At 56.9% G+C, this 16,201-nt stretch carries 19 protein-coding genes; 2 read left to right on the top strand and 17 right to left on the bottom strand.

The window, feature by feature from the left end; genetic code table 11:
- Positions 1-22: 22 nt before the first annotated feature.
- The 13 genes from tolB to KGB25_RS09850 all read right to left on the bottom strand — a co-directional run bounded on the left by tolB (position 23) and on the right by KGB25_RS09850 (position 10,739).
- A complete protein-coding gene (tolB, locus tag KGB25_RS09910) occupies positions 23-1,324 on the bottom strand; it encodes a Tol-Pal system beta propeller repeat protein TolB (RefSeq protein WP_032832453.1) in 1,302 nt (433 codons plus the stop codon).
- A complete protein-coding gene (gene tolA, locus KGB25_RS09905; protein ID WP_008038679.1) occupies positions 1,321-2,400 on the bottom strand; it encodes a cell envelope integrity protein TolA in 1,080 nt (359 codons plus the stop codon). Before tolA ends, tolB begins: the two co-directional genes overlap by 4 nt.
- Positions 2,400-2,852 carry a protein TolR gene (tolR, locus tag KGB25_RS09900; RefSeq protein ID WP_161806672.1) on the bottom strand — a complete coding sequence of 151 codons (453 nt, stop codon included), beginning with the start codon at positions 2,850-2,852 and terminating at the stop codon, positions 2,400-2,402. The genes tolA and tolR overlap by 1 nt, the downstream gene beginning before the upstream one ends.
- Positions 2,853-2,875: 23 nt before the next feature.
- The gene (gene tolQ / locus KGB25_RS09895) at positions 2,876-3,571 is read right to left on the bottom strand and encodes a protein TolQ (protein ID WP_008027789.1); all 696 of its coding nucleotides are present in this window, start codon (positions 3,569-3,571) and stop codon (positions 2,876-2,878) included.
- On the bottom strand, positions 3,561-4,028 hold the full coding sequence (gene ybgC / locus KGB25_RS09890; protein ID WP_008027788.1) for a tol-pal system-associated acyl-CoA thioesterase: 468 nt from the start codon (positions 4,026-4,028) through the stop codon (positions 3,561-3,563). The genes tolQ and ybgC overlap by 11 nt, the downstream gene beginning before the upstream one ends.
- A 127-nt stretch (positions 4,029-4,155) precedes the next feature.
- Positions 4,156-5,217, bottom strand: coding sequence for a Holliday junction branch migration DNA helicase RuvB (gene ruvB, locus KGB25_RS09885; protein ID WP_008027785.1), 1,062 nt, complete (start codon positions 5,215-5,217; stop codon positions 4,156-4,158).
- A complete protein-coding gene (gene ruvA, locus KGB25_RS09880) occupies positions 5,218-5,832 on the bottom strand; it encodes a Holliday junction branch migration protein RuvA (protein ID WP_008027783.1) in 615 nt (204 codons plus the stop codon).
- Between the two features lie 115 nt (positions 5,833-5,947).
- Positions 5,948-6,472, bottom strand: a complete 525-nt coding sequence (ruvC, locus tag KGB25_RS09875; RefSeq protein WP_019693260.1) for a crossover junction endodeoxyribonuclease RuvC — start codon at positions 6,470-6,472, stop codon at positions 5,948-5,950.
- A 97-nt stretch (positions 6,473-6,569) separates the two neighbouring features.
- Positions 6,570-7,316, bottom strand: a complete 747-nt coding sequence (locus KGB25_RS09870; protein ID WP_008043322.1) for a YebC/PmpR family DNA-binding transcriptional regulator — start codon at positions 7,314-7,316, stop codon at positions 6,570-6,572.
- Between the two features lie 120 nt (positions 7,317-7,436).
- On the bottom strand, positions 7,437-9,212 hold the full coding sequence (aspS, locus tag KGB25_RS09865) for an aspartate--tRNA ligase (protein WP_008029229.1): 1,776 nt from the start codon (positions 9,210-9,212) through the stop codon (positions 7,437-7,439).
- Positions 9,213-9,312: 100 nt separating this feature from the next.
- On the bottom strand, positions 9,313-9,534 hold the full coding sequence (locus KGB25_RS09860) for an FmdB family zinc ribbon protein (protein ID WP_010457489.1): 222 nt from the start codon (positions 9,532-9,534) through the stop codon (positions 9,313-9,315).
- Between the two features lie 136 nt (positions 9,535-9,670).
- Positions 9,671-10,009, bottom strand: coding sequence for a ribbon-helix-helix domain-containing protein (locus KGB25_RS09855; protein WP_008029232.1), 339 nt, complete (start codon positions 10,007-10,009; stop codon positions 9,671-9,673).
- A 259-nt stretch (positions 10,010-10,268) separates the two neighbouring features.
- The gene (locus tag KGB25_RS09850; protein ID WP_223434870.1) at positions 10,269-10,739 is read right to left on the bottom strand and encodes a Dps family protein; all 471 of its coding nucleotides are present in this window, start codon (positions 10,737-10,739) and stop codon (positions 10,269-10,271) included.
- 308 nt (positions 10,740-11,047) lie between these two features.
- On the opposite strand from KGB25_RS09850, the gene KGB25_RS30450 reads away from it, so the two are divergent.
- Complete coding sequence (locus tag KGB25_RS30450) at positions 11,048-11,650, top strand: cold-shock protein (protein ID WP_008029235.1); 603 nt, start codon at positions 11,048-11,050, stop codon at positions 11,648-11,650.
- 61 nt (positions 11,651-11,711) lie between these two features.
- On the opposite strand, the gene KGB25_RS09840 is transcribed toward KGB25_RS30450, so the two are convergent.
- Together KGB25_RS09840 and KGB25_RS09835 are read right to left on the bottom strand one after the other, a co-directional pair.
- Entirely contained in the window at positions 11,712-11,918 is a 207-nt protein-coding gene (locus KGB25_RS09840) for a SlyX family protein (protein ID WP_008029236.1), read from the bottom strand.
- Between the two features lie 3 nt (positions 11,919-11,921).
- Complete coding sequence (locus KGB25_RS09835) at positions 11,922-12,347, bottom strand: HIT domain-containing protein (RefSeq protein WP_008029239.1); 426 nt, start codon at positions 12,345-12,347, stop codon at positions 11,922-11,924.
- A 916-nt stretch (positions 12,348-13,263) separates the two neighbouring features.
- Between KGB25_RS09835 and KGB25_RS09830 the strand changes: the two genes are divergently transcribed.
- Positions 13,264-14,610, top strand: coding sequence for an OprD family porin (locus KGB25_RS09830; protein ID WP_008043324.1), 1,347 nt, complete (start codon positions 13,264-13,266; stop codon positions 14,608-14,610).
- Between the two features lie 76 nt (positions 14,611-14,686).
- On the opposite strand, the gene KGB25_RS09825 is transcribed toward KGB25_RS09830, so the two are convergent.
- Complete coding sequence (locus tag KGB25_RS09825; RefSeq protein ID WP_008029242.1) at positions 14,687-15,529, bottom strand: mechanosensitive ion channel family protein; 843 nt, start codon at positions 15,527-15,529, stop codon at positions 14,687-14,689.
- A gap of 139 nt (positions 15,530-15,668) precedes the next feature.
- On the bottom strand, positions 15,669-16,154 hold the full coding sequence (locus KGB25_RS09820) for a YajQ family cyclic di-GMP-binding protein (RefSeq protein ID WP_007906601.1): 486 nt from the start codon (positions 16,152-16,154) through the stop codon (positions 15,669-15,671).
- Positions 16,155-16,201: the final 47 nt, after the last annotated feature.

Here is a 16,201-nt window from a genome sequence, read left to right as displayed (position 1 = left end):
AAGTACAACGTGTAGCGCCGCGTCAGTTCAGGTAAGGGGACCAGGAAGGTTCTCTGACTTCGCCTTGTGCGGTAGGAAGCGGGAGCCTTACGCGTCCATTAATGGACACGAGCATCAAGACTCCCCGGCCCTGCTGGCGGGTGGCGTAGATTACCATGGTGCCGTTGGGCGCAACAGTAGGCGACTCGTCCAGAGTGCTATCAGTGAGGATTTTTACGCTTCCGCGCTGCAAATCCTGGGCCGCCACCTTGAAATTAGTGAAGCCATCCTGGCGGTGAATCATCACCAGGGTCTTTTCATCAGCCGAAAGCTTCGGATTGGCGTTGTAGTTGCCGATGAAAGTCACACGCTCCGCACCACCGCCACTGGCGCTGGTTTTGTAGATTTGTGGCTTGCCGCCACGGTCGGAGGTGAAGTAAAGGGTATTACCATCCTTGCCCCAGAACGGTTCGGTGTTGATGCCAGGACCGTTGGTAACACGGGTCAGCTGACGCGAACCCAGGTTCATCACATAGATATCCGGGTTACCGTCTTTCGACAGAACCAACGCCAGGCGATTGCCATCCGGCGACCAGGCTGGCGCGCCATTCAGGCCTTCGAAGTTGGTGATCTGCTCACGGCGACCGGTATCGATGTTCTGCATGAAGATGCGCGGACGCTTCTGCTCGAACGACACATAAGCGATGCGCTTGCCATCCGGTGCAAAACGCGGCGACAGGATCGGCTCGCGCGATTGCAGCAGGGTCACGGCGCGGGCACCGTCATAGTCAGAACGTTGCAGCGTGTAGCGCGTGTTCTTCTCGGAGAAACGCTCTGCAGTCACGTACAGCAGACGTGTCGAGAACGCACCTTTGATACCGGTGAGTTTTTCGAACGACTGGTCCGCGATGTAGTGCGACATGTCACGCAGTTGATCAACGCTGCCCGACACGCTGCCGGTCAGCACTTGCTGTTCGGTGGCGACGTTGAACAGAGCGTATTGAACCTGCAGGCGACCGCCCGCCGGAGCAATGCTGCCGACCATGACGTACTGGGCGCCGAGCGCCTTGAAGTCACGGAAGATGATTTCGCTGGCCTGGCTCGGCTGGCTGATCATGTTCTGCTTTGGAATCGGCGAGTAGTAACCCGAGTTGCGCAGGTCGTTACCGATGATTTCGGCCATGTCGTCCGGCAACACGCTGCCGCCCTGGTTGCCAAACGGTACGACGGCGATCGGAGTAGCCCGATCGCTGCCGCTGGTGACCAGAATGTTTTTTTCATCTGCCGTCGCAATCCCTGCCAGGCAGCAGATCACGACAAGCATTCCTCGAAGAAGGTTTCTCACAAGGCTAGATCCTCAGGTGTGAATGTCATCTTGAATGAACGATACGGAGCGAAATCACTCGGCTTCATTCCCTGCATTTCTGTCAAACGTCCAATATTCTTGACCGCAGCAACTGCCGACGCGTCAAACGGACCGTCACCACTGGACTTGGACACGCTGACCGAAGTCACCGTACCGTCCGGCAACATGCCGATTTGCAACACGACCGTCATGCCTTTGCGTGCCGAAGGTGGACGAGCCCAGCCTTCCGCTGCACGAGCACGAATCAGGTCATCGAAACTGCCGGCGACTTCGTCACCCTGCTCATCCGCCAAGGCCTGCTGACGCTGAGGCGTGTCGGAAAGCAAATCTGCCAGGGCCTGAGCCTTTTTCTCTTCGGCGGATTTACGTGCCGCTTCCTGCGATTTCTTTTTCGCAGCATCGGCAGCAGCTTTCTTCTTCGCATCTTCGGCGACTTTCTTCTTCGCCTCTTCAGCTTCAGATTTCTTCTTGGCGTCTTCCGCGGCTTTCTTCTTCGCGTCTTCGACGATCTTTTTCTTGGCTTCTTCAGCGGCCGCTTTCTTGGCCTCTTCTTCAGCAGCCTTCTTGGCTTCTTCTTCAGACTTCTTCTTGGCTATATCAGCCAATTGTTTCTCTTCAGCCTTTTTGGCCTCGGCGGTCTTCTTCGCTTCATCGGCTTTTTTGGCTTCATCAGCCTTTTTAGCCTCTTCCGCTTTCTTGGTCTCGTCGGCCTTCTTGGATTCTTCGGCTTTTTGAGCCGCGTCTTCCTTCTTTTGTTCCGCAGCCTTGATCGCTTCCTGCTCGATCAACTTCTGTTCCATCTGCTCGACTTCGGTCTGGCGCGCGGCGGATTTCTTCGCCTCACCCGCAATCTTCTGATTGGTCTGGGTGGTCGCCTGACTTTTCGACTTCAGTTGGTACAGGGTCGCCTGGACAATCGGCTTGGCCGGCGGCAGCTCCGGCGTGAAGGCAAAACTGACGAACAGCATGCCGAAAACCAGCACGTGCAAGACAATCGCCAGGACACTAGGCCAGAAGTAGCTTTCCGAGGCGGATGGCTCTCGCATTTGCTGCATCAGGGTGCCTCGGTAATCAAGCCAACATTACCGACCCCGGCCTTCTGCAATCCGCCCATGGCACCCATGACGGAACCGTAATCGACGGTTTTGTCGCCGCGGATGAACACCTGGGTACGTTTGCCGCCTTCAGTCCCGGCGCGAATGATCTTGGTCACCGCATCAGTCATCTGAGGCAAGGTCATTGCCCTGTCCTGCTGCTTTTCAGTGTCGACTTCGCTGCCAAGGTTCCAGTAGTAGGTCTTGTCAGCCTTGATCGAAATGGTCAGGACCTGGGTGTTGTTGTCCTGCGGCAAGGCTTCGCTGGAAACCTTGGGCAGATCAACTTTCACGCCCTGATTGAGCATCGGCGCGGTCACCATGAAGATGACCAGCAGTACCAGCATCACGTCGATGTAAGGCACTACGTTCATCTCGGCAACCGGCTTGCGCTTTTTGCGAGCTCGAGCGATTAAAGCCATTGGAAATTACCTGCTTATTCTTCGCTGGTGTGCACTTTGCGGTGCAGGATCGCCTGGAATTCATCGGCGAAGGTGTAGTAACGGCCGATCAGCGTTTCGCTGCGAGCGGCAAAACGGTTGTAAGCGATAACGGCAGGGATGGCGGCGAACAGGCCGATCGCAGTTGCAATCAGTGCCTCGGCGATACCTGGAGCCACAGTGGCCAGGGTCGCTTGCTGGGCAGTTGCCAGGCCACGGAAGGAGTTCATGATGCCCCAGACCGTACCGAACAGACCGATGTAAGGGCTGACGGAACCGACGGTGGCGAGGAACGGCAGGCTCTGCTCGAGCTTTTCTTCTTCGCGGGAGATGGCGACGCGCATGGCGCGGGCCACACCTTCCATGACCGCTTCCGGGTCAACGCCTGGCTGCTGACGCAGACGGGAGAATTCCTTGAAGCCGGCACGGAAGATCTGCTCGACGCCCGAATCCGGGTCCGGGTTGCTGCCGGCCTGACGGTACAGTTTGGACAGGTCGATACCCGACCAGAAGCGCTCTTCGAAGCTCTCCAGGGCGCGTCGACCGGCGCGCAGCAAGTTGCTGCGCTGAAAGATCATGATCCATGAGGTCACCGATGCGGCTACCAGGATCAGCATTACCAGTTGCACCACGATACTGGCATTGCTGACCAGGCTCCACATGGAGGAATGGTCGACGACGTTAGCTTCCACGCTTTATCTCCTGCTTTGAGTGTGTACCCGCGCCGCTCACGTCGGCAAAGGCCGCACGTAGAGCTTCGGGAATGGCCCGGGGTTTTAAACTTTCAGTGCGCACACAGGCCACCAAAAACTGCCCTTCACAGAGCAGCGCATTATCCGTGGCTCGCCTGACCTGCTGTTTAAAGCGCAGGCTGACACGGTTCAATTCGATTACTTCAGCGCTTACCAGTAGCTCGTCGTCCAGTCGCGCCGGCGCGTGGTAACGCGCTTCGCTGGAATGCACGACAAACAACAGGTCCTCCCCTGCCAGCTGGGATTGGGCAAAGCCCAGCTCCCGGAGCCGCTCGGTTCGAGCCCGTTCCATAAACTTGAGGTAATTAACGTAATACACGATGCCGCCCGCATCGGTGTCCTCGTAATAAACGCGACAACGATGTGCGAAAGGCTCAAGCCCGTTTTGCGCGCGCATACTCTAGTGCTTACTCCTCAGGTTGCCAATCCGGCCAGGCAACTGTTTTTCATTGATCTGCGGCTTTCTCGCGAAAGTACGGTCCTGGGACAGCACAATGCCCGAAAAATAAGCGCGCAAAGATTAATTAATCGTCCACTGCATCAAGGAACTCGTCTACCACGGGCATCTCGCCCAATCGTGACGGAATGTTTAAACCAAAGTGCAGGTACGCATGCCGGGTGACCACCCGCCCCCGCGGCGTGCGCATGATGTAGCCTTGCTGGATCAGGTACGGTTCCAGCACGTCCTCAATGGTGTGCCGTTCTTCGCTGATCGCGGCGGCCAGACTGTCGACGCCCACCGGTCCACCGTCGAACTTCTCGATCATGGTCAGCAGCAGACGCCGGTCCTGGTGATCGAAGCCACGCTCGTCGACATCCAGCAGATTCAAGGCAAGATCGGCAATCGGTTTGGTGATGTGGCCCTTGGCGCGAACTTCGGCGAAATCACGCACCCGGCGCAACAGTCGGTTGGCGATCCGCGGAGTGCCACGAGCCCGGCGGGCGATTTCGAATGCGCCTTCGGGATCCAGTGGCAAGCCAAGAATGTTCGCCGAACGGCTGACAATCGTCGCCAGGTCGGCGGTGCTATAGAACTCAAGACGCTGGACGATGCCGAAGCGGTCGCGCAGCGGGTTGGTCAGCATGCCGGCGCGCGTCGTCGCCCCCACCAACGTGAACGGCGGCAGATCCAGCTTGATCGAACGGGCAGCCGGGCCTTCGCCGATCATGATGTCGAGCTGGAAATCTTCCATGGCCGGGTACAGCACTTCTTCGACAATCGGCGACAGCCGATGGATTTCGTCGATAAACAGCACGTCGTGCGGCTCGAGGTTGGTCAGCAGCGCAGCCAGATCCCCCGGGCGTTCAAGGACCGGGCCCGAGGTGCTTTTGATCGACACACCCATTTCCTGGGCGATGATGTTGGCCAGGGTGGTTTTACCCAGGCCCGGCGGGCCGAAGATCAAAGTGTGGTCCAGGGATTCGTTACGCCCACGGGCAGCCTGGATGAACAGCTCCATTTGCTCGCGAACGGTCGGCTGGCCAATGTATTCGGCCAGACTGACAGGACGAATCGCCCGATCCTGGACTTCCTCGCGGTCGCGCGGGCCCGGCGTGGCGGCTATCAGACGATCAGCTTCAATCACTTAGATCATTCCCTTCAGGGCACGGCGAATCATGTCTTCACTGCTCAAACCTTTCTCCTTGATCGCGGAAATCGCCTTGCTGGCTTCCTGCGGCTTGTAGCCCAGGGAAATCAGCGCACTGACGGCGTCATTTTCCGCAGTGGCGACCGGCGCAATATCCGGCCCGCCTGGTTGGTTTGGCACCAGGGCAAACATCGCCGGCACGGTTTCCCACGCCTTGAAGCGATCCTTGAGTTCCACCAGCAAACGCTCGGCGGTCTTCTTGCCCACGCCCGGCACCTTGGTCAGGGCCGAGGTGTCCTGGGACTGCACGCAACGTACCAGTTCATCGACTTCCAGACTCGACATCAACGCCAGGGCCAATTTCGGCCCTACACCATTGAGACGAATCAACTCGCGAAAAAAGTCTCGCTCACGCTTGCTGGCGAAACCATAGAGTAACTGCGCGTCTTCGCGTACGACCAAATGGGTGTGCAACGTCAGCGGTTCACCGACCGACGGCAAGCGATACAGCGTGGTCATGGGCACTTCAAGCTCATACCCCAGACCGTTTACATCCAGAATCAGGTGCGGCGGCTGTTTCTCAGCCAGTGTGCCGCGCAAGCGTCCAATCACGTTTCAGATCCTTGAGCGTTGGCCAGTTCGGTGGCTGGCGACTGACAGAACAAGGGTGTTGCGCCGACAACACAGGCACAAAACCCTCATTCCGTAAAAATGACTGCTGATGCTATCAGAGACGCAGGCGCCCGCCACGACTGCGTGCCGTGCCCAGACCATGAGGCAACAGGCTGGAACGGGTGTGAGCATGGCAAATGGCAATGGCCAGGGCGTCCGAGGCATCGATTTGCGGTTTGCTGGTGAGTTTCAACATGTGCATCACCATCATTTGCACCTGCTCTTTATTCGCCGCGCCGGTCCCGGTTACTGCCTGTTTGACCTGGGTGGCCGTGTATTCGGCGATTTCCAGATTTTCTTCGGCGCCGGCAACGATTGCCGCGCCTCGGGCCTGACCGAGTTTCAGCGCGGAATCGGCGTTGCGCGCCATGAACACCTTTTCGATGCCCATGGTCACCGGGCCGTAGGTCTGGATGACTTCACGCACGCCGCGATAGACGATTTGCAAACGCTCATGCAACTCGCCGGAACCGGTACGAATACAGCCCGACGCCACGTACACGCAGCCACGCCCCGTATCGCGTACCACGCCATAGCCGGTGATGCGCGAACCGGGGTCGATACCAAGAATTAAAGTCATAACGCCTGCGGCTTAAGAGGGTGGGGCCTGCTGATGACACATTACGGGAAAGCGACCCGATCTGTAGGAGCCGGCTCCTACATGATGGTGTGAGCCCTTAGCCGAGCTGTGCGGCCACCGACTCGGGGATATCCGCGTTGGAATAGACGTTCTGCACGTCATCCAGGTCTTCGAGCATGTCGATCAGCTTGAGGACTTTCTCGGCACCTTCCAGGTCCAGTTCGGCACTGGTGGTCGGCAGCATGACGATTTCCGCGTCATCACCTTTGAAACCGGCGGCTTCCAGAGCGTTACGCACGGAGTAGAAACCGGCGAACGAGGTGAACACGTCAATGGAGCCGTCTTCGTTCGTGACCACGTCATCGGCGTCGGCTTCCATCGCCGCTTCCATCAAGGCGTCTTCATCCACGCCCGGCGCGAAGGAAATCTGCCCTTTGCGCTCGAACAGATAAGCCACGGAACCGTCGGTACCCAGGTTACCGCCGCACTTGCTGAACGCATGGCGAACAGCCGCTGCAGTGCGGTTGCGGTTGTCGGTCATGCACTCGACCATCACCGCCACGCCGCCCGGGCCGTAGCCTTCGTAGGTCAGCTCGACCATGTCATCGGTGTCGGCTGCACCGGCACCTCGAGCCACCGCGCGATCGATGATGTCGCGGCTCATGTTCGCGCCCAGCGCCTTGTCCAGGGCCAGTCGCAGACGCGGGTTGGAGCCCGGATCACTGCCGCCCTGACGGGCAGCAACGGTCAGTTCACGAATCCACTTGGTGAAAATCTTGCCCTTCTTGGCATCCTGACGTTCTTTGCGGTGCTTGATGTTCGCCCACTTGGAATGACCCGCCATAACTCGCTCCGAATTCTCTTTGAAACATTGCCCGCCACACACGGAGTGCCGGCCAGCAAACAAAAAATCTCGACCTGAAGAAAAGGCGCATCCCATGAGGATGCGCCTTCAGGGTCAGCCTTACTCAGCCTTTGGCGTTTCGCGCAGACGAATGTGCAGTTCGCGCAATGCCTTGGCATCGACCACACCCGGTGCTTGCGTCATCACGTCGGCAGCACTCTGGGTTTTCGGGAAGGCGATCACTTCACGGATCGACTGGGCGCCGGTCATCAGCATCACCAGACGGTCCAGACCGAAGGCCAGACCACCGTGCGGCGGCGCGCCGTATTTCAGGGCGTCGAGCAGGAAGCCGAATTTCTCCTCCTGTTCCGCTTCGTTGATACCCAGCAGGCGGAATACCGTCTGTTGCATTTCCTTGCGGTGGATACGGATCGAACCGCCACCCAGCTCGGTGCCGTTCAGAACCATGTCGTAGGCACGGGACAGGGCGGTCGCCGGGTTGGCTTCCAGCTCTTCCGGGGTGCATTTCGGCGCGGTGAACGGGTGGTGCAAGGCAGTGAAGCTGCCGTCGTCGTTTTCTTCGAACATCGGGAAGTCGACGACCCACATTGGCGCCCACTTGCAGGTCAGCAGGTCCAGGTCGTTACCGACCTTGATCCGCAGTGCACCCAAGGCTTCGCTGACGATCTTGGCTTTGTCGGCACCGAAGAACACGATGTCGCCATCCACTGCGCCAACGCGATCGAGGATCACGTTGAGGTTGGCTTCAGGGATGTTCTTGACGATTGGCGACTGCAGGCCTTCAACGCCTTTGGCGCGCTCGTTGACCTTGATGTACGCCAGGCCCTTGGCACCGTAGATGCCGACGAACTTGGTGTAGTCGTCGATCTGCTTGCGCGGCATGCTCGCTGCGCCAGGAACACGCAGGGCAGCGATACGGCATTTCGGATCGTTGGCCGGGCCACTGAAGACCTTGAAGTCGACTTCTTTCAGTTGATCGGCAACGTCCACCAGTTCCAGCGGGTTACGCAGGTCCGGTTTGTCGGAACCGTAACGACGCATGGCCTCTTCGAAGGTCATGTGCGGGAATTCACCGAATTCCAGATCCAGCACTTCCTTGAACAGGTTGCGGATCATGCCTTCGGTGAGGCCCATGATGTCTTTTTCATCGAGGAAGCTGGTTTCGATGTCGATCTGGGTGAATTCAGGCTGACGGTCGGCACGCAGGTCTTCGTCGCGGAAGCACTTGGCGATCTGGTAGTAACGGTCGAAGCCGGCCACCATCAGCAGCTGCTTGAACAGCTGTGGCGATTGCGGCAAGGCGAAGAACGAGCCAGCGTGAGTACGGCTCGGCACCAGGTAGTCACGTGCGCCTTCAGGGGTGGCACGGGTCAGGATCGGCGTTTCGACGTCGAGGAAACCGTTCTCGTCGAGGTAACGACGGATGCTGGTGGTCATGCGCGAACGCAGACGCAGCTTCTCGGCCATTTCCGGGCGACGCAGGTCAAGGAAGCGATAGCGCAGACGGGTTTCTTCGCCCACTTCGGAATATTCGTTGAGCGGGAACGGCGGGGTTTCCGATTCGTTCAGTACTTCCAGCTCGTAGCCCAGCACTTCGATCATGCCCGACGCCATGTTGGCGTTGCCGGCACCGGCCGGACGCAGGCGGACCTTGCCGGTCACTTTAACCACGTATTCGCTGCGCACGCGGTCGGCGGCGGCGAAGGTTTCAGCGCGGTCCGGGTCGAACACCACCTGGGCCAGACCGTCACGATCACGGATATCGAGGAAAATCACCCCACCGTGGTCACGGCGACGGTGAACCCATCCGCAAAGGGTAATTTCCTGGCCTTCCAGGCTTTCGTTCAGTTGGCCGCAATAATGGCTGCGCATCATGGTAGTGGTTTCACTTCTCGTAATTCGAAATTCGGTTAGAGGCCTTGCACACGGGATGGTGCAAGAGCTCGCACGTGTCGTTCAACTCAGGTTCCAGACCCTAGTCGGCTTTATCGCCGCCGGCCAGGTTCTTCTTGGAACCGGTCTTGAAATCGGTTTCGTACCAGCCGGTGCCGCTAAGGCGGAAGCCCGGCATGGACAGCATCTTCTTGAGCTCTGGCGCCTGGCAGGCAGGGCAGTCGACCAGCGGTGCTGCGCTGATCTTTTGAATGGCTTCCAACTGATGACCACAGGAAGCACATTGATAGTCGTACATCGGCATGGGGGTTGTCTCGGCGATCAGATTGCTACCGCGCACGCTGGGTTTTGCGGCAAAGAGCGGGATTATATCCATTAAATGCAGCCTGTGCAGCCGTAAGACTGCACAGACTGACACACGATGCATTCCGCCATCACGGCTAGGCCATGACGACGCAACTCCCTTCCTTCAGGCTGTGCACAACGCAGACAACCCGCACCAGCCCGCTGAAATTCTTCACCCCGCCGTGACGCAAATGCACTTCTCGATCCACGTGAGACAACAACGCACTGACCGAACAGCAATTGATCCTGGCCATTTCCCCCAAAATATCCCAATACACCTGCTCAAGCCGCAAGCAGGTGGCAAAGCCATTCAAGCGTACGGATCGGGATAATGGCTGGGCCAGGCCCATATCGAACTCACTGACAAACGGATCGATCCTTACATCCTTGAATGAACCGTTCCTCCCCTCGCTTCGCCTGTCTTCATAAACCATACCGTTGACACTCCTTTGCCATCCCTGGTTCTTATAAGAGTCATGCTGTGATTCTTATAAAAGCGCAGGCGCAAAGTTATATCCAGATGACTTTTTGACCATCCACGTAGGATAAGCCAACAACTGAAGGCGGATCATGGAGACCGTCCTAGTCCGGACAATTTCCTACACCTACTGACGTAAGATCATTCAACGAAGAGAGGCCGAAACGACAGCGCGCGGATAACACCTGCAAGGCTCCATCCGCGCACTGAACGCGTTACTCATCCAGCAAGGCGCGCAACATCCATGCGGTTTTCTCGTGAACCTGCATACGCTGGGTCAGCAAATCCGCCGTGGGCTCGTCGCTGACTTTGTCGAGCAGGGGAAAGATCCCCCGCGCCGTACGCGTGACGACCTCCTGCCCTTCGACCAGTTGCTTGATCATGCCTTCTGCGCTGGGCACGCCCGGTTCCTCCTTGATAGAAGAAAGGCGCGCATAAATGGAATAGGCACCCGGAGCAGGAAAGCCCAGCGCGCGAATGCGCTCGGCAATCGAATCGACCGCCAGGGCCAACTCGTTATATTGCTCCTCGAACATCAGGTGCAGGGTCCGAAACATGGGACCGGTGACATTCCAGTGGAAATTATGGGTTTTCAAATAAAGTACATAAGTGTCCGACAGCAGACGCGAAAGTCCGTCGACGATGAACTTGCGATCCTCTTCACTGATACCGATATCGATTGCCATGCTTTTCCCCTAAAGGTGATCAAATTCATCCGACAGGTGCAGGACCACTCTAGCAAGCCTGTCGCCACACCGCAGGCGGGAATGCCCCCGCTCCCTGCGACATATCGCCCCCGATGCACCGCTGGACTCCCTGATTTGAGTAGCCGCAAGCTTTGCTGTTAAATAGGCAGTGTGTCGCAAAGCCCTATTTTTCCGGGCGTTGCGCATAGGCTGATAACGAGTACGTGCTCAACGCCTCTTATTGTTCTGAAGCGAACCGTGCTCCATCAGCTCTTCCTTGTGATCCGTCTTAACGTGAGTTAATCAAAATGTTGAAAATCGTCCACCTGCTAATGGGCGCAGCGGCCCTGCTGCTGTCCTTCATCCCTAGCCTGCGATCCGAAGCTGTTCCTTACCTGCAACAACCCGATGCGCTTTACCTGGCCTTTTTCGGCCTGCTCAACCTTACCCTCGCACCTGTAATCCCTTACTGGAACAAAGGCCCGCGTCATCAACTGCAAAACCTGGTCAGCGCCCTGCTGGTTCTGACTGTCGTATTGCAAACCCTGACGCTGCTCGCGCCGATGCCTGTCATCGCCGGTCAACCTGCCGTACTGTTCAGCCTGGTGGCGGCCCTGATCGCCGTGCTTCTTCATCTGGCCATCAGCTTCTACAAATCTTCACCGGCCACCGCTTCGCCAAGCTATGACATGACCAACCGCGATACCGGCACCGTGAAGTGGTTCAACACTTCCAAAGGCTTCGGGTTTATTTCCCGTGATTCCGGCGATGATATTTTCGTGCATTTCCGGGCCATTCGTGGCGAGGGTCATCGCGTCCTGGTCGAAGGCCAGCGCGTGGAGTTCTCCGTCATGAATCGTGACAAGGGCCTGCAAGCCGAAGACGTGATCGCCGCTCTTCCGCGACGCTGATTCAAGGCTAAAAAAAACCGCGAACAGCCAGGCTGCTCGCGGTTTTTTTACGCCTGCATGTTCAGTAATGCGGCGGTGGCGCTTCTTCTTCGAACGTTTCGAACTGGCCGGCCATTTCCTCCTGGCGCTTGAGCAAGGCCGCCATTTGCAGTTGCAGACGCTCAACGGCACGCTGCTGCGTCGCCAGCACATCGCTCAATGCCTGGATGGTGTCATCCTGAAAGGCCAGCTGGCTCTCCAGATCGGTAACGCGTTCTTCCAGGCTCATGATTCAACCCTCCAGAAACGTAAAATCATCGGTCAACACCAGGCGCAGCCGCTCGCGAATCACCGCGATCTGCTCTGCACTGTAAGGCTTCGCCGGGTGCTTGCCCCAGACCGGGGCTGGCCAGGCGGCATCCTCACGCTTGCGCACAATCACATGCATGTGTAACTGACTGACGACGTTACCCAGGGCCGCGACGTTCAATTTATCCGCGTCGAACGAGTCCTTGAGCATTTCCGCCAGCGCAGTCGTTTCCTTCCAGAGCTGCACCTGATCAGCGACATCCAACTGAAATATCTCGCTGATATCGTCGCGACGAGGTACCAGGATGAACCACGGGTAGTTCGAATCATTGGACAACAGCAACCGGCTGAGCGGGAAATCCCCGATCGGTAACGTGTCTTGTTGAAGTCGTGGATCTAAAGCGAACACTGCGCGCACTCCCGTCTAGTCATCATTTTCAGCTTAGCGCCCCTCCACGCAGGACGACGCACCAAGCGACAGGACGGCAGCATACCTGTGAACACCACCGCCTTCACGACGAACCACGGCCGAAGGCCCATCGAAATTCGAGCGACCTGCAGAATGCGCGCCCCGACATGAGACATTTTTCGCAAGGGCGCACCATTACAGAACCGATGATCATGCAAAAAACGCTGAAATGACTGACAGACAACGACCTGTTCGCAATCACTCAGCAGTCATGCTGTATGAATTCAGTACAGCGATTAAAATTTTTTGCACCAAAACCGCACAGTGCGTCTACGCTGAGTGCGTCGGGTATCCGCCAATTACCCACTGGCGGGGTGAACCGGTAACGTTTTTGTTTGTCACGCAGTCGGCCAGGAGGGCGCAACACGATGCAAACCGTGGCGTCAAGCCCCATTAAAAGGTGCTTGTAACCCCCGGTTTTATGAGGTTTTTACGGTAACACGCAGGCGTTCAGAAAAAAAAACAGCAGTTTTCTGATTTGTGCACGCTTGTTGCATTCACACTCACATCGCCTGCAATGCAACCACTGGAAGTGGAAGCCTTCAGGCAAATAAAAACAGTGGCAGGGTTGCCCGATGGAGATTCAAACGTTTCACCAGGGACTCTTTTTACCGATGCTCACGCCTTGGAAAACAGCGATGACGTTGTCATTCCGGTTGCATTGGGGCTGTAAATTTGCGACATCTACCAAGCTGTTTGCGACGGGGTCGTAAAGAAGCTGAAAGGATAGATACGCAAGTATCGCCAACATGGTCGGCGTGATATAAGTTTGCGCCGACACAAAAAGAAAGAGCCGCCCAGATAATAAAACAGGTGGGACGGCAGTACTCTTCTAAAACCAAAGGAGCAAATCACGATGCGCGTGATGAAGTGGAGCATGATCGCACTGGCAGTTGCAGCAGCAGCCAGTACTCAAGTGGCTACGGCCGCACCTTTCGTAAGTGACCAGGCTGAAGCCAAAGGTTTTGTTGAAGACAGCTCGTTGAACTTGCTGGTCCGCAACTACTACTTCAACCGTGACAACAAAGACGGCGCCCGCGACGTCAAAGACTGGACCCAAGGTCTCTGGGGCACCTACAACTCCGGCTACACCCAAGGTACTGTCGGCGTTGGTGTTGATGCATTCGGTTACCTGGCCATCAAACTGGATGGCGGCGATGGCACTTCCGGTTCGGGCAACATGAGCCGTAGCGACGTCGTAAACGCCAACGGTGGCCGCAACGTCAACGACAGCCAGGGTAAAGCAGGCGCGGCCATTAAATTCCGCGTTTCCAAAACCGAGCTGAAAATCGGCGACATGTCGCCAAGCACTGCTCCAGTGTTTGCTGTTGGCGGTTCCCGTATCCTTCCTCAAGTTGCCAGCGGTATCCAACTGCAGAGCAGCGAAGTCAAAGACCTTGACCTCGAAGCCGGCCACTTCTACTCGGGTTCCAGCCAGGACAAAAACTCCCGCGACGGCGACCTGTTTGCAAACTATGCTGGCGTGAAAGCCAAAAGCATGGACTACTTCGGTGGCAAGTACGGCATTACCGACAACCTGTCCGCATCGCTGTATGGCGCCCAGCTGGAAGACATCTGGAACCAGTACTACGCCAACGTGAACCTCACCACTCCATTTGGTGGTGACACGTCGCTGAACACTGACTTCAACATCTATCGCACCACCGATACCGGTGATTCGAAAGCTGGTGACATCAGCAACACCGCATTCTCGCTGGCAACTGCTCTCTCGTTCCTGAAAGCGCACACCATCACCCTGGCCTTCCAAAAGGTTAATGGCGATACCCCGTTCGACTACGTCGGTATCGGCAAGAACAACCGCGGTGGCGACTCGATCTTCCTCGCCAACTCCATCCAGTACTCTGACTTCAACGCCCCTGGCGAGAAGTCTGCCCAGATCCGTTACGATCTGAAAATGGCTGAGTACGGCGTTCCAGGTCTGAGCTTCATGACCCGTTACGTGAAAGGTTGGGACATCGACGGTACCAACACCCCAGCAGGCAGCGCTTACACCGGCCTGTACGGTGAAGATGGCAAGCACAACGAAACCAACTTCGAAGCCAAGTACGTTGTTCAGTCTGGCCCGGCAAAAGATCTGTCCGTTCGCTTCCGTCAAGCTTGGCACTTTGCTAACGCCGACGAAGGTGAAGGCGACGTGAAAGAGTTCCGTGTGATCGTCGACTACCCACTGTCGATTTTGTAATCGCATCCAGTTAGTTTGCGGTAACAAATAAAAAAGGCCCATCTTCGGATGGGCCTTTTTGTTGCCTGCGTGTTGCTTACTGCACCGCAGATTCCTGCACCACACGAATCACCCGCTGTGGAAACGGGATATCGATACCGGCCGTTTTCAACCGGTCACGGGACTGTTCGTTAAACATGAACATCACATCCCAATAATCCGCCGTCTTCACCCACACTCGCAGGGAAACAGTGATCGAACTGTCGCCCAGGGTAGAAATGACAGCTTGCGGAGCTGGCTCAGCCAGGATGCGTTCATCCTTGGCCAGGTCCAGCAATACTTCACGGGCTTTCTGCAAGTCCGCTTCGTAATCCACGCCCACATCAAACACAACCTTGCGGGTGGGTTGACGGTTAGTGTTGGTGATAATGCCGTTCGACAAGTTGCCGTTCGGGACGATGATGGTCTTGTTATCGCCAGTGCGCAGTACGGTGTGGAAAATCTGAATGCTGTCGACCGTACCGGCAACACCTTGAGCTTCGATCCAGTCACCAATACGGAACGGACGGAACAACAGAATCAGCACGCCACCGGCGAAGTTCGCCAGACTGCCCTGCAACGCCAGACCGATGGCCAGACCGGCCGCACCGATTGCAGCAACGAAGGAGGTGGTTTCGACACCGATCATCGACGCCACGCTGACGATCAGCAAGATCTTCAGAATAATGTTCGCCAGGCTGCTGATGAAGCCTTGCAGCGCCAGGTCAGCGTTACGCAACGCGATCAGGCCGCCCAGCTTCTGCGTCACTTTGTTGATCAACCACCAGCCGATGGCCAGGGTGATGATCGCCAGCAGCACCCGGCTGCCGTATTCCATGATCATCGGAATCCAGGCTTGGGACGCCTTGACCAGGTTGTCCACTTCAGCATTCAAGTCCATCTACATTCTCCTGATTTCCGGCCACACGGCACGCGAAAAAAATAAGCGGCAGAAAGGCTGCTCCCGTTCGGGGACAGCCTTTCTGCCGCTGCTTGGGCCTCGGACGCCGAAAACGCCGAGAGGTTCCCGCCTGAAAAAATCAGTCGCGGAAGTTGTTGAACTGCAACGGCATGTCGAATGTCTTGGCGCGCAGGGCTGCGATGGCTTCCTGCAAATCGTCACGCTTCTTGCCGGTAATGCGCACTTGCTCGCCCTGAATGGCGGCCTGCACCTTGAGCTTGGCGTCCTTGACGTGAGCGACGATTTTCTTTGCCAGCTCTTTGTCGATGCCTTCCTTGAGAACGGCTTCCTGCTTCATCAGCTTGCCCGACGCATAGGCATCCTTGACTTCAAGGCACTGCACGTCGATCTTGCGCTTGACCAGCGCCAGCTTGAGGATCTCAATCATTGCTTCGAGCTGGAAATCGGCTTCAGCGGTCAGGTTGACGGTCAGGTCCTTTTCCTTGAACTCGAAGGTGCCCTTGCCTTTCAGGTCATAACGACGATCGAGTTCCTTGACGGCGTTCTCGACCGCGTTGGTGACTTCGTGTTTGTCCAGTTCGGATACCACGTCGAACGACGGCATGTAATCTCTCCAATAAAGGGCGCGCTCGATCAAGATGGAGCACGCCT

It is taken from the genome of Pseudomonas sp. BF-RE-21 (assembly GCF_019947305.1).
GTDB classification, from domain to species: Bacteria; Pseudomonadota; Gammaproteobacteria; order Pseudomonadales; family Pseudomonadaceae; genus Aquipseudomonas; species Aquipseudomonas migulae.
This window is presented reverse-complemented; position numbering and strand designations above follow the sequence as displayed.

Excerpts from the sequence above, each read along its gene's own strand:
- tolA (WP_008038679.1), bottom strand. The coding sequence starts at position 2,400 with ATGCAGCAAATGCGAGAGCCATCCGCCTCGGAAAGCTACTTCTGGCCT.
- ybgC (WP_008027788.1), bottom strand. The coding sequence starts at position 4,028 with ATGCGCGCGCAAAACGGGCTTGAGCCTTTCGCACATCGTTGTCGCGTT.
- ruvC (WP_019693260.1), bottom strand. The coding sequence starts at position 6,472 with ATGACTTTAATTCTTGGTATCGACCCCGGTTCGCGCATCACCGGCTAT.
- KGB25_RS09870 (WP_008043322.1), bottom strand. The coding sequence starts at position 7,316 with ATGGCGGGTCATTCCAAGTGGGCGAACATCAAGCACCGCAAAGAACGT.
- aspS (WP_008029229.1), bottom strand. The coding sequence starts at position 9,212 with ATGATGCGCAGCCATTATTGCGGCCAACTGAACGAAAGCCTGGAAGGC.
- KGB25_RS09860 (WP_010457489.1), bottom strand. The coding sequence starts at position 9,534 with ATGCCGATGTACGACTATCAATGTGCTTCCTGTGGTCATCAGTTGGAA.
- KGB25_RS09855 (WP_008029232.1), bottom strand. The coding sequence starts at position 10,009 with ATGGTTTATGAAGACAGGCGAAGCGAGGGGAGGAACGGTTCATTCAAG.
- KGB25_RS09850 (WP_223434870.1), bottom strand. The coding sequence starts at position 10,739 with ATGGCAATCGATATCGGTATCAGTGAAGAGGATCGCAAGTTCATCGTC.
- KGB25_RS30450 (WP_008029235.1), top strand. The coding sequence starts at position 11,048 with ATGTTGAAAATCGTCCACCTGCTAATGGGCGCAGCGGCCCTGCTGCTG.
- KGB25_RS09840 (WP_008029236.1), bottom strand. The coding sequence starts at position 11,918 with ATGAGCCTGGAAGAACGCGTTACCGATCTGGAGAGCCAGCTGGCCTTT.
- KGB25_RS09830 (WP_008043324.1), top strand. The coding sequence starts at position 13,264 with ATGCGCGTGATGAAGTGGAGCATGATCGCACTGGCAGTTGCAGCAGCA.
- KGB25_RS09825 (WP_008029242.1), bottom strand. The coding sequence starts at position 15,529 with ATGGACTTGAATGCTGAAGTGGACAACCTGGTCAAGGCGTCCCAAGCC.
- KGB25_RS09820 (WP_007906601.1), bottom strand. The coding sequence starts at position 16,154 with ATGCCGTCGTTCGACGTGGTATCCGAACTGGACAAACACGAAGTCACC.